Here is a 13893-nt window from a genome sequence, read left to right as displayed (position 1 = left end):
ACTTACAAGGCTATTGATAATGATCACACCACTTGCTACTGCTATGTCTCAGCTGTCTATTTACGATTCGCTCACGGGGCGTAAGCAGATATTTACACCGCTTACCGCAGGGCAGGTGGGCATGTATGTATGTGGCATGACAGTTTATGATTATTGTCATATTGGGCATGCGCGGGTAATGGTTGCCTTTGATATGGCGGTGCGCTGGATGACGCAGCTGGGCTATCAGGTTAATTATGTGCGTAATATCACTGATATTGATGACAAAATTATCACGCGCGCTGCTGAAAATGGTGAAAATATTGGCGCGTTAACTGAGCGCTTTATTGTCGCTATGCATGAAGATGCCGCTGCACTGGGCTGCTTAACGCCAAATGCTGAACCACGTGCCACCGACCATATTGATGAGATGCAGAATATGATTGGTACATTGGTTAAAGGTGAATATGCCTATGCCGCTGATAATGGCGATGTTTACTATGCCGTCGATAGCTTTGCCGATTATGGCAAACTGTCTAAGCGTAATTTGGATGACATGCAAGCTGGCTCGCGCGTTGAAATTGAAAATATAAAGCGTAATCCGTTCGACTTTGTATTGTGGAAGGCAGCAAAACCAAATGAGCCACAATGGGCATCGCCATGGGGTCAAGGGCGTCCGGGCTGGCATATTGAATGCTCAGCAATGTCGACCAAATGCTTAGGAAATACCTTTGATATTCACGGTGGCGGGCATGATTTACAGTTTCCGCATCATGAAAATGAAATTGCCCAGTCAGAAGCCAGCACTGGCTGTGAATATGCGCGCAATTGGATGCATGTCGGCTTTATCAATGTTGATGGCGAAAAGATGTCTAAATCGCTAGGGAATTTCTTTACCATTCGCGATGTAATGGCGCAATATTTGCCAGAAACAGTACGTTTTTTCTTATTATCCAGCCATTATCGCAGCCAAGTGAATTTCTCAGACAGCGCCTTAGATGAAGCCCATAATAGCCTAAGTAGGTTATATCACGCCTTAAAAGCAGCAGAGCAACTACAAGGGCAAACACTTAGCGTCACTGACGAACTGATTAGCGAAGCTTATAGTACAACCGCTGGGCAAGAATTTATTGCCGCTATGAATGACGACTTTAATAGCTCTTCTGCTATTAGTGTTCTTTTTGGGCTGGCACGTGATATCAATAAAGCCGCTAAAGCAGAAGATGTGGCGCAAGCATGGCAATTGGCGCAGCAATTAAAAGCGCTTGCTCAATCACTTAATATATTACAGCAACCCGTGCAACAGTTTTTGCAGGCATTGATTGGCGATGCACCAATTGACGGTTTTAGTGATACAGATATTGATGCTTTCATTATTGAACGTGCCGATGCCAAAACCAATAAAAACTTTGCGCGTGCGGATGAGATTCGGGTGTTATTAAAAGAGGCGGGTATTGAGTTAGAGGATAGCCGTGCCGGTACTACTTGGCGCCGTGCTTAATATTTAACTATCAATATTTTTAAACATTAATCATTTTTTACTGCCAGTCCAAATTTACGCTTATAAAAAGTCAGTGTTATGCTGGCTTTTTTTATGGAGCAAGTTAGCTGAGCAATTACCCATAAAATATATGTCATGCTATGAAAAAAAATCCGCCCCGTTCTTATAACTATTCTGTTGACAATGACAAGCAGTATTTAGCTCAGCCACCATCAATTATAAGAATATGCATAAGTGCCTTGCTAAGCCTATTTTATTTGTTGTTGATACCGACTGGCTTTGCCGCAGCTGAAGAACCCAATAATATCCGTCAACCAGATACTTTTATGGGTTATGCTGAGCAAAAAATTGCGCGTATAAAAGATAAAGATGTCAGTGTCTCTGAGATGGTTGAAGAGGTCTTTGACCCGTTAGAAACCAACGCCACACCGCAAGCAGGGTACTTGCAAGGCGATGAGCAGCTCACGGGTGAGTATAACGAAAGCTATTATGCACTGACCGCCCTAAACGAGGGTATGCCGCCTTTGGCTAAGTCTGCTAATTTGTCAACACCACTGGCAACGCTGGAGTTTTTTCAGTCGGCTGTGATGAAACAGCAATATGATTTGGCAGCCTATGCGCTGAATATGAATCTGCTCGATAAGGAGTTGCAACGCAACCGCTCCATTGAATTGTCTAAGCGCTTAGATTTTTTATTAAGTAAAAAAGACTTGTACGTTTTTGATGAATTGCCAGACCGTCCTGATGGCTTAATTGAGCCGCCGATAGGTAATGACAGTAGCGTAATGGGCGTGCCCAGACGCTCGATTCAGCTGGGATATATTGACTATCGAGAGCGGCGCGTGCCGATATATTTGCAGCATGTGCGAGTAGGAGACAATGCGCCAATTTGGGTGTTTTCGGCACAGACAGTGGGCAATATTGATAATTTATATGAGCAATATCGCCCGGCTCAGTTTGAGCGTTATTTGCCCGTTTGGATGAAACTCAGGTTTTTTGGTATTGCCATTTGGGAGCTGGTTGCGCTCGTTGGTTTCTTTTTATTTACCATGGGTTTAGGTTGGCTGTTTAGTAAAGCGACTGGCAAAATTATCAGTCGTTATATCACTAATGATTATCCCGAAGCTACTATCAATCATAGCTTTGACAGTAGCAATGGCGTGGTGGACTTGGTCAGTAAGTTGACCGTACCGCTGACTTTTACGATTAGTTTTTCATTGGTGTTTACGTTAGTATCTGGCGGCTTTCCATATTTGGATGCGGTGGCGTCTTCTACGCGTCCCATTATTTGGATTGGCTTGGTGCTCAGCGCCATGTGGCTGGGTATTCGCGTCATCAACTTCTTTGCCAATCGCTATCAGAATCTGCAAATTGAAAATCTTGCCGACGAGCATTTTGATAAAGAACGCATTCGCCGTACCTACGTATCCATATTTCGCCGTGTTTTTATTTTCGTCATGATTTTGGGCAGTATTTGGATTGGTTTAAGTGAGTTTACCAATATCAATGGCTTGGGCAAAACCTTATTAACCTCGGCAGGTATCGCTGGCGCGGTCATTGGTATCGCCGCTCAGCCTATTTTGGGTAATATCATGGCCGGTATACAGGTGGCGATTACCCAACCGATTCGTATTGGCGATACGGTGATGATAGAGAAAGAGTGGACGACGATTGAGGATTTGCGTTATACCTATGCCGTGCTAAAAACGTGGGATGAGCGCCGATTAATCGTACCCATGCGCCACTTTATCACCGAGATTATCGAAAATTGGTCGCATACAGAATCGCATCAAACTTGTGTGGTGTATCTCTATGTTGATTTTGGCGCAGATATTACTGCTATTCGACAAAAATATATCGAGTTTGTCAAAGAACATACACTCTGGGATGGTGAGACAGAGCCGGAATTAGTCGCCGTATCCATCAGTGAGACGGCGACAGAATTGCGTGGTACGGTGGCATCTGATAGCCCGTTAAACGCATGGGCGCTGGAATGTGCCGTACGTGAGCAAATGCTCAGTTATATTTATCAGCAGCAAAAATCATCCTTGCCTACTGAACGTTTGACTTTTAAGGCTAACGACTAATGCTAACGTAAAGGTAAAGGTAAAGGTAAAGGTAAATAGGGCAGCTCTACAAGGAATAATATGAGCGCAATAACATAAGCGGGCAAAATTATTATACGTTGGGTGTGCTTTTTTGTTATAATGTGTCGTTATTTTTAAGGGATAAATGCATTGTCAAGAGTAAAGCGATGCTATATTTGCATGGCGACTCTATTAATAATTCATAGAAGCCTAATAGCGGTCTATATTAAGCCGTTGCCAATGGTCTTATGTTTGATTAATGCCTTTAATGCCAAGCTCCCATCCATCAAAATAACCACCGCTAGGGGTATGTATGTTACGTATTGTCGATGAAGCCTTCACCTTTGATGACGTGTTATTGTTGCCAGCTTATTCTGAAGTCTTGCCAAAAATGGTTGATTTATCCACACGACTGACCAACAGTATCACACTGAATCTGCCCCTTATTTCAGCGGCAATGGATACAGTAACTGAGTCTGATATGGCGATTACGATGGCACAATTGGGTGGCATGGGTATCTTGCACAAAAATATGGATATTGCCCGTCAAGCCATGCAAGTGCGCCGCGTGAAGAAGTTTGAAGCAGGTACGGTTGTTGACCCTATTACTGTGCATCCAGAGATGACCATCGGTGAGTTATTAAAGCTTACTCACGATAATAATATTTCAGGCGTACCGGTTGTTGAAAAAGGCACTGATAAAGTAGTTGGTATTGTTACCCATCGTGACTGGCGTTTTGAGACCAATTTGCGTCTGCCGGTTAGCCAAATTATGACCCCGAAAGAAAAGTTAGTAACGGTTCATGAAGGCGAGAGCAATGAGAATATTAAGCGTTTGCTGCATGAGCACCGTATTGAAAAAGTTATTGTGATTAATGATGATTTCCGCCTACGCGGTTTAATTACGGTTAATGATTTTGCGAAAGCTGAAAATAACCCAAATGCTTGTAAAGATGAGCAAGGTCGTCTGCGTGTTGGCGCGGCGGTTGGTACGGGTGCAGATACCCAAGCTCGCGTTGAAGCTTTAGTTGCTGCTGACGTTGACGTGATTGTTGTTGATACTGCTCATGGTCATTCTCGTGGCGTGATTGATAAAGTTGCTTGGGTTAAAAAGAACTTTCCACATATTCAAGTTATTGGTGGCAATATTGCGACAGGCGATGCGGCTAAAGCATTACGTGATGCTGGCGCTGATGCCGTAAAAGTGGGTATCGGTCCTGGTTCAATCTGTACCACGCGTATCATTGCCGGTATCGGTGTACCGCAAATTTCTGCTATTGATAGCGTTGCTAGTGCATTACAAAACAGCATTCCACTTATTGCAGATGGTGGTATTCGCTATTCTGGCGATATGGCAAAAGCGATTGCTGCTGGTGCGTCATGTATTATGGTTGGCTCGTTAATGGCTGGTACCGAAGAAGCACCGGGCGAAGTAGAGTTGTTCCAAGGTCGCTATTATAAAGCTTATCGCGGTATGGGCAGCTTAGGTGCCATGTCAGGCGAGAACGGTTCTTCAGATCGTTATTTCCAAGACGCCAAAGAAGGCGTTGAAAAATTAGTACCTGAAGGTATTGAAGGTCGCGTTCCTTATAAAGGACCAGTTGCAGGTATCGTCAATCAATTGGTCGGCGGTTTACGCTCATCAATGGGTTATACTGGCTGTGCGACAGTTGAAGAGATGCGTAACAAACCAGAGTTTATCCGTGTTACCTCAGCAGGTATGAAAGAGTCACATGTTCATGATGTACAAATCACAAAAGAAGCGCCAAACTATCGCGTCAATTAATTTCTACTTTTATAAACAATAGTATGGTATAAAGTAGCTATGTAGCAAAGTCAATATTAGTCGCGTTATTTAACTAATAGTTCATAGCGATACTATGCGATATACGACTATTGTGACCGCAAGATACAAACAGTCAACAATGCTCATCCATTGTTGGCTGTTTTTTTTGTAAAATATTCGACCATAGATTTTCGTTGTAACGTGTGCAGTTGTCCTCACATGTGCGTTGGTCTGCGCTTTCATTTTTGGTAGTTCGTTTTAGAGTAAGGATATAGTTATAATGAGTTATTTCGGTACAGATGGTATTCGTGGACAGTTTGGTAAAATGCCCATTACCCCAGATTTTATTCTAAAATTAGGTTATGTTACTGGTCGCGTTTTGATAGAAAATAGTGAAACGCCTGAGCGCAAGCCGAGTGTTGTGATTGGTAAAGATACACGTCTTTCAGGCTATGTGATTGAAGGCGCATTGCAAGCCGGTTTTAATGCGGCAGGCGTTGATGTCTATATGCTCGGACCGCTGCCAACCCCTGCTATCGCTCACTTGACGCGTAGTTTTAGCGCTGATGCAGGCGTGGTTATTTCAGCGTCACACAATCCTTATTATGATAACGGTATCAAACTGTTTTCAGCGGATGGTAAAAAGTTGTCGGATGAGATGCAAAATGCAATCAACGATAAAATGCAAGCTATCATGAATAACACTGGCGATGCTGAGTTGGTTATGCCAATTATTGATCCGGCGAAGTTAGGTAAAAACCATCGCATTGATGATGCGCAGGGACGTTATATCGAGTTTTGCAAAGGTAGTTTCCCTTACCAATATGACTTAGATCATCTAACGGTAGTGATAGATTGTGCCAATGGTGCAGGATATAGTGTTGCGCCATGTGTACTGCGTGAGCTTGGCGCTACTGTTATAGCCATTAATAACACACCTGACGGCATCAATATTAATGAAAATTGCGGCTCTACTCATCCTGAGGCGCTGCAAAAGGCTGTCTTACAGCATGAGGCAGATGTTGGTATTGCTTTAGATGGCGATGGCGACCGTATCGTGATGGTAGATGAGGCGGGAAATATAGTTGATGGTGATGGCATATTATATGTTCTTGCTACCAAAGGCATGCAGCCAGCAGCAGGCGTAGCGGGTACATTGATGACTAATATGGGGCTAGAATTGGCGCTGCAAGCAGCCGGTATCGGCTTTACCCGTGCTAATGTTGGTGATCGTTATGTGATGCAAGAGTTGGATGCCAATGGCTGGATATTAGGCGGTGAGCCTTCAGGACATATCTTATGCTTGGATAAAAGTCGAACAGGCGATGCCATTATTGCGGGATTGCAAGTTTTAGCTGTCATGCAAGCGCAAGGGAAAGCCTTGAGTGAGCTGACGGAAGGTTTTGAAGTATTACCACAAAAACTGGTTAATGTGCGCTTAACGACCATGCAAGATCCGTATGACTATCAAGAGCTGGTAATCGCTTTTGATAAAGCACGTGCGACATTAGAGGGTCGTGGACGTTTATTGATTCGTAAATCTGGTACTGAACCTATGATTCGAGTCATGGTTGAGTCGGATGATGAAATAGAATGTGACGTAATGGCAAATGAATTGGCTAAGCATATTAAAAGTGTACTTGGCTAATGAATAGTTTGCTTTAATCAATCATAAATTTCACGACAACAAGAAGTTTTCTAGCACTAAAAAGGAACAGTCATGAGTATGGATTTTACCGATCAACGGTTATCGTATGAAAAAGGCAGTCTTGACCAGTCATCTGTGCCAGTATCGCCTTTTGAACTATTAAAAGCATGGATGAGTCAAGCAATAGAACAAAATGTTCAAGAGCCATATGCGATGAGTTTGGCAACGTGTGGCGCGGATAATAAGCCAAGCGTGCGTATTGTGCTGTTGCGTGAAATTACGGATACAGGTATTGTTTTTTATACCAATTATGAAAGCGCCAAGGGTCAAGATATAGCCGAAAACCCTAATGCGGAAGCATTGTTTTTTTGGCATGAATTAGAGCGCCAAATTCGTATCAGTGGCAGTATTGCAAAAATCGATACGGATAAATCAGCTGCCTATTTTCAAAAACGCCCGCACGATAGTCAAGTTGGTGCATGGGTCAGTCAACCGCAAAGTGGTGAAGTTGCCAATCGTGAGGTGATGGAGCAAACGTTTGCACAGTTGCAAAGTGATTATCCAGAACATGCGCTCGTACCTACGCCTGAGTTTTGGGGTGGTTATGAAATTACTGTTGATCATATTGAGTTTTGGCAAGGGCGCGCCAATCGTATGCATGACCGTATTGTTTATCAAAAAGAGGCAGATGGCAGCTTTAGTACCAAACGCTTATTGCCTTAACTTAATATTTTAAATAGTATTGATAATCAATATTTCAAACTATTAAAAAGTTTGATACCTAATAAAGCCCCTTTACTTGCCATATAAATCTGGAAGGTAAAGGGGCTTTATTATATTAAATTAATTCTTTTACAGTTTATTTCGTATCCACATCGACATTGACGGACATGCCGGGACGCAGTTGAGCAAGCGCAGGCTGTCCTTGGTCTAAGTCAATACGTACCGGAATACGTTGGGCAATTTTAATATAGTTACCGGTGGCAGGGTTTGCTGCACCAGCACTAAATTCACTGCCGGTTGCAGGTGAGATATTACTCACTCGTCCACGGAATTTGGTACCACCTAAAGCGTCAACTTGCACGGTTGCCGTTTCGCCAATGGTCATATTTGCCACTTGAGTTTCTTTAAAGTTGGCGATAATCCAAACCCCTTTTGGTACGATATACATAAGCTGCGTACCAGCGGTGACATATTGTCCCGTTTTAACTGTTAGCTGGCTCAGCTGTCCTGATTCAGGAGCGCGGATAATGGTGTTATCTAAATTAATCTGTGCTTGTTTTGCTGCGGCTTCAGCATTTTTAATATTGGCATCTAACGAGGAACGGCTGGCTGTGGTTTTTTTGCTGCCCTCGACTGCCACTTGTAGGTTGGCTTCTGCCTGCTGGACACCCGCCTGCGCTTTTGCGAGTTGCGCTTCGGCATGGGCAACATCTGCTCGTGCAACCGCGCCAATAGCAACCAAGCCTTGATAACGGCTAACGTCCTCACGGGCACTATTAACACTCACTTTAGCACTATATACATCTGCCTCGCGCGCTTCAATTTGTGCTTGACTGGTGCCGGTATCTTGTGCATTGCTTGAACGATTGGTCAAGGCAATATCGATATTCGCCTGCGCTTGTTCAAGCTGCTGCTGAAAAGTGCGATCATCTATTTTTACCAATAAGTCACCAGCAGCAACGTTAGCAAAATCCTCTACTGCCACTTCAGTGACGTAGCCGGATATTTGCGGACTGATAATGGTCGTTTGTCCCTTCACAAAGGCATTATTGGTATGTTGTACCGTTGGGGTAAAAGGCGGCAATTTCCACGCATACAAAATCAATGATACACCAATGATAATTAGCGCAATCAGTAAGCCTAAATTAAAAAACGACTTCTTTTTTGGTGACCAACCCGCAGGTCCCGGAATAGGCTCAGTGGGCGGCATTGGCGTATCATTATTATTGCCATCGACTGCTACATTACTGTCTGCTTCATCAGCATCAATGACCTTTATAGGCGCACTAGTTTCAGTCGATTCGTCATTAGAGTTATCTGTTTGAACCTGTGTTGCAGTCGCGGCAGGCTCAGGCTTAATGGTTATGCTATCGGTATTAGTATCGGTATGGGGAGTTACTGGTGATTCAGTAGCTTGAATAGTTTCAGCACTTTTTGCTGCTTTATTAGGGGTGCTTGCGTCATCAACGCTGTTAGATTTGTCTTCGTTCATGACGCGCTCCTAAGGGTTTTAATAAACATAATAGATAACTTTAAAATAATAATGAGAGAGAAAGATGGGTACAGAATACACAATAAAATCTGTACTATCTGCTATTTTTTTCCCATCATTTCTGCTAACGCGGCAAGCTCTTTGCCAAGTGGATTACGGTTATGATAACGATAATAGAAATAAACTATCAACAGATAAATTACCGTAATCGTGGCACTGACTGCCATTAAAAAGAACAAATCATCATAAGCGGCGATGGTGGCTTGGCGCTGAATCCCTTGTAGCATTTGGCTCATCGTTGCTGGATTGCCGGTACTCATTGAGCTGACCATATCAGCATAATGCATCTGCGTGCGAATGGTGGTAAAAGCTTGTATACCGGCAGCGCCAGCAAGACCGCCAACCGTTTGCGATATACCAAAAATCACTGAAAAACTAATAATATAAGCAGGACCGTTGGCAATGGCGCGGAACATACCTTCAAATACCATCGGACCCATAAAGTACACAGCAGCAAAAGCAATCATAAACTGACTGAAATAAAACATAGCGGGAGTAGAGTTTAGCGATACGCCTGTATCTATCCATGCCCCAATCGCAATCAGTGCTACTGAAAAAATCACCGGTCGGCGTAAATCCATGGCATTGGTTTTAAAAATACTAATTACTAATGCCAGCGCACTTGCGGCTAAAATAATGGCATAAAAGACAATCAGCTGATCATTACCATAGCCTAGATTTGCTAATAACCCTGCCGCACCAACACTTTGCTCAGACAGCAAGATACGCATGACAGCGCCCGTTATCATAAAGGCAATAATCGTTCGGCTACGCATCCAGCGTACTTGTAGCATCGGGTTTTTACGATGCGTCTCAATCCATAACGCAATAGCAATGGTCACGACAGCTATGATAAGCGGGTAGCTGAGCCAAGGCGTCGTCCACCATAAAATACGCCCTTGTACCAAAAATACGGATAATGCTGCAAGACCACTAGCAAAAAAGGCAAAGCTGACAATATCAAGTTTTTCAAACACCTTTTCCGTATTGCCGGGCGGTAGCTCTAGAATGTTGATGAGCGCAAAACACATTAGTGCTAAACCAACTTGAAATAAAAATAAGCCTTCAAGCTGACCATCAACAGCAAGGTAGGGCGAGATGATACGCGATAACGGAATACCGAATTGTACCAAGCCAAAGCCCAAAATTAGCCCGCTGATACGCCGCGCCGTCGGCATACCTTGTAGACAGTAAAAAATAGACAATACCGTCATCGCACTGGCAACCACGCCACTAAAACCACGGGCAATCAGCTCTAGATAGTAAGGCTCAATACTAATGCCAGTGGTTGAGCTGATCAGATGACTACTGACTAACCACTGCATACTGGTCGCTGAGAGCAAAAAGAATAGAGTAATTTTACTAAATAACGAGATACCGAACTGTTGGCGAATTTTGTACAGCAGCACGGTAACACAGGCATTGGTCATATTGTAAGCGACCGATATCCAGCCACCTTCAACAGGCGTTAAGCCCATTTCACCTTGGATTTGAGTTAGATTGGCGACCAGCAAGCCATTTTGGAAACTTGCCGTTATGCCGATAAAAATGCCGATAAGTAAATAAAATACTTTTCGGCGCGCAGGATGATCAGGGGTGGCAGGCGAGCCCAGCATAAACGGCTGTTCATGGGGCTTGAATTGATAGTCAGTACTCATGGGCTATATATCGTCTGTATAAATGGTTGGTGTAATTTCATGGACTCTCTCCCAATTATCAGGCTTTGCCGAATGAGCGCAAATATGCATGGTCAGCTAGACGCATGCCGTTTTTATCTTAGTAATTATTTCTAAGAACTATAATTTTTCTGAAAACTACAATTATAATCTACAGTTATGATAGAAAAACAAAAATAGCCCAAGACGTGCTTGAGCTATTTTATCATAGTTTTAATTATCGTTCGCGTTTAGGTGAACCCAACTCTTAGTTAAGTATCGTTAAGCTAGGTGTCATTAAGCCGCGCTCGTTTCATCATAATTCGTTTCTAATCGCATGGCACGCTGATAACTATCAAGCGTACTAAGCTGATGAGCATAGTGGGAAATATGAGGATAACGCTCTAGCTGTTTACTTTTGGCAAGCATAATCAAATCAAACGACAGCATAAAATCTGCACCGCTGAGCTTATTACCCACGATAAATGACTTGCCTGCAATCTCATCATTTAGATAGCTCAATAGCTTGTGTTTTTCGTGAGCGATATAGCCTTGCAAAAACTCATTATCACCAGCGCCTGCTTTATTGGTAAATAATTCAAGCAATAAAGGCACCATCAGCGAGCTTTCAGCAAAGTTAATCCACTGTAAATAATGACCATAATCTGCGCTATCGGTAGCAGGGCGCAGAGTATCAGGTGCAAAATGCTCAATCAATAGCTCAGTAATGGCACCTGACTCTGTATAAATTTCACCATTCATCTCAATAACCGGAGACTTGCCCAACGGATGTACCGCTTTTAGGCTGTCTGGCGCTAGATGCGTTTTGGCATCGCGCTGATGGCTAATGAGTTCATAAGGTTGCCCCAATTCTTCTAACAGCCATAGAATGCGCAACGAGCGTGATTGATTGAGATGATGTAAGCGAATCATGAATTTAGCCTTTTTGCGGTGGGTTTTAGGCTATTAAGCCTGTATTTCGGCCATTAAACGCTTGGCGGCTTCTTCTGATGACGCTGGATTTTGACCCGTGATCAGCAAGCCGTCTTCGACCACAAACGATTCCCAATCAGTGCTTTTTTCGTAGTTGCCACCATTGGCTTTTAGCGCATCCTCTAATAAAAAAGGCACGACGTCAGTGAGCTGAACCGCTTCTTCTTCGGTATTACTAAAGCCTGTGACTGTTTTGCCTTTGACCAGATATTCGCCATCGATTTTAACGTTTTTGAGCGCAGCAGGAGAATGGCAGACAAAAGCAACGGGCTTATCTTGTTTGATGAATGTCTCAATTAATTCAATCGAGTTTTTATCAACGGCTAAATCCCACATTGGACCATGACCACCCGGATAGAATACCGAATCAAAATCTTCCGCTTTCATATCAGCCAGTTTTTTGGTTGTTGCTAGATGCTCTTGTGCCTCAGAGTCTGCTTTAAAGCGTTTAGTATCTTTGGTTTGGGTGTCTTCAGTATCACTACTTGGATCTAGTGGTGGTTGACCGCCAGCAGGAGAAGCAAGCGTAACATTGACACCGGCATCTAAAAAAGCGTAGTAAGGCGCAGCAAATTCTTCTAGCCAAAAACCAGTCTTTTTACCAGTATCACCCAATTTATCGTGTGAAGTTAGTACCATTAAAATATTCATAATTGTCCCTGTTTATTATTGAAAGTTATTATTGAGGTTTATTATTGAAGCCTATCAGTGCTGTGTTACAGCCGGTATCGAGAAGTAACGCTATCAAAAACGAGTAACGTTAAAAAACCGACTGCTGACAGTATTCATCTTTTGAGAATGACTTTCAGTGGCTGTCTTAACAAGTTATGTTGTTAACTGGTTATTTTCATAATTTTTATATGAGCTATCAGCTATTTAACGTCAGCCACTTTAATCACTGTTTTACCAAAGTTCTTACCATCTAACATGTCAAAGAAAGCTTGTGGCGCTTGTGCTAAACCATCGACTTGATGTTCTTTGGTTTTAACATCACCTGATTCAAGCCATTTGCTCATCGTAGCTAAGAATTCTGGAAAGTGATCGCTATACTCTTCAAAGATAATAAAACCTTTGACTGTTAGACGCTGTCTTAATATCAAGCCCATTAATACGCCCAAACGATCGCCACCTTCAGGCAGCTCAGTAGCGTTATATTGTGAGACCAAGCCGCATACTGGGATACGGGCATGAGCATTAAGCAATGGCATGACAGCATCAAATACTTTGCCACCGACGTTTTCATAATAAATGTCGATACCATCTGGACATGCGGCTTTCAATTGTTCAGCAAAGTCATCGGCTTTATGGTCAAGACAAACATCAAAGCCTAACTCTTCAACCGCGTAAGCACATTTATCTGCACCACCTGCCACGCCAACAGTACGTAAGCCTAATTGATTACCGACTTGTCCAACAGTTGCGCCAACAGGACCCGTTGCCGCCGCGACGACTAAGGTTTCGCCTTTTTTTGGTTTACCGATATCAGTCAAACCCATGTAGCCTGTGAAGCCGGGCATACCAAGCACACCCAAGCCATAAGAAGTGTTTGCCATGTTTTTATCGAGTTTTAGGACGCCTTCGCCATCGCTGACACTATAGTCCTGCCAGCCCGAGTTCGATACTACCAAATCACCGACGGCAAATGTATCGATATTAGATTCGACCACTTGCGCAACCGTTCCGCCTAGCATAACATCGCCAATTTCTAATGGGTCAGCGTAGCTTGCGGCATCACTCATACGTCCGCGCATATAAGGGTCAAGCGATAAATATACGGTGCGTAATAGCATCTCGCTTTGATTGGGTTTTGGAATCTCGCCAGTAGCCAATTCAAAATTATCGGCAGTTGGTGCGCCATGTGGGCGGCTTGCCAGTTTGATTTGACGGTTTTGTTGTTGGTTTTGCTGCTCATTGAAGCTCATGATAAATCGCCTTATTTTATTTATTAGTTTATTTATCTTTAATATAA

Annotated in this window: 10 protein-coding genes; 5 read left to right on the top strand and 5 right to left on the bottom strand. The window is 43.2% G+C overall.

Going from position 1 to position 13893, the window contains the following annotated elements:
• Positions 1–19: 19 nt before the first annotated feature.
• The 5 genes from cysS (at position 20) to pdxH (ending at position 7724) form a co-directional block, all read left to right on the top strand.
• Positions 20–1480, top strand: a complete 1461-nt coding sequence (gene cysS, locus AAEY78_RS04535) for a cysteine--tRNA ligase (RefSeq protein WP_352337671.1) — start codon at positions 20–22, stop codon at positions 1478–1480.
• Between the two features lie 257 nt (positions 1481–1737).
• Positions 1738–3567: a mechanosensitive ion channel family protein gene (locus AAEY78_RS04530; RefSeq protein WP_352337669.1), complete on the top strand. Its 1830-nt coding sequence runs from the start codon at positions 1738–1740 to the stop codon at positions 3565–3567.
• 313 nt (positions 3568–3880) lie between these two features.
• Positions 3881–5353 (top strand): IMP dehydrogenase, encoded by a 1473-nt coding sequence (gene guaB, locus AAEY78_RS04525; protein WP_352337667.1) that lies wholly within the window; start codon positions 3881–3883, stop codon positions 5351–5353.
• Between the two features lie 280 nt (positions 5354–5633).
• Positions 5634–7001 carry a phosphoglucosamine mutase gene (glmM, locus tag AAEY78_RS04520; RefSeq protein WP_352337666.1) on the top strand — a complete coding sequence of 456 codons (1368 nt, stop codon included), beginning with the start codon at positions 5634–5636 and terminating at the stop codon, positions 6999–7001.
• 72 nt (positions 7002–7073) lie between these two features.
• Complete coding sequence (gene pdxH, locus AAEY78_RS04515; protein ID WP_352337663.1) at positions 7074–7724, top strand: pyridoxamine 5'-phosphate oxidase; 651 nt, start codon at positions 7074–7076, stop codon at positions 7722–7724.
• A gap of 136 nt (positions 7725–7860) precedes the next feature.
• Here pdxH and AAEY78_RS04510 read toward each other — a convergent pair whose 3' ends face one another.
• The 5 genes from AAEY78_RS04510 to curA all read right to left on the bottom strand — a co-directional run bounded on the left by AAEY78_RS04510 (position 7861) and on the right by curA (position 13846).
• On the bottom strand, positions 7861–9216 hold the full coding sequence (locus AAEY78_RS04510; protein WP_352337662.1) for an HlyD family secretion protein: 1356 nt from the start codon (positions 9214–9216) through the stop codon (positions 7861–7863).
• 101 nt (positions 9217–9317) lie between these two features.
• Entirely contained in the window at positions 9318–10934 is a 1617-nt protein-coding gene (locus AAEY78_RS04505; RefSeq protein WP_352337660.1) for an efflux MFS transporter permease, read from the bottom strand.
• Positions 10935–11228: 294 nt separating this feature from the next.
• Entirely contained in the window at positions 11229–11864 is a 636-nt protein-coding gene (locus AAEY78_RS04500; RefSeq protein WP_352337658.1) for a glutathione S-transferase family protein, read from the bottom strand.
• A 33-nt stretch (positions 11865–11897) separates the two neighbouring features.
• Complete coding sequence (locus AAEY78_RS04495) at positions 11898–12575, bottom strand: type 1 glutamine amidotransferase domain-containing protein (protein WP_352337656.1); 678 nt, start codon at positions 12573–12575, stop codon at positions 11898–11900.
• A gap of 221 nt (positions 12576–12796) precedes the next feature.
• Entirely contained in the window at positions 12797–13846 is a 1050-nt protein-coding gene (gene curA / locus AAEY78_RS04490) for an NADPH-dependent curcumin/dihydrocurcumin reductase (RefSeq protein WP_352337655.1), read from the bottom strand.
• Positions 13847–13893: the final 47 nt, after the last annotated feature.

This window comes from Psychrobacter sp. 16-MNA-CIBAN-0192, from assembly GCF_040309565.1.
Classification (GTDB): Bacteria; Pseudomonadota; Gammaproteobacteria; order Pseudomonadales; family Moraxellaceae; genus Psychrobacter.
Note: the sequence above shows the minus strand (reverse complement) of the source record. Positions and strands in the feature narration are given on the sequence as shown.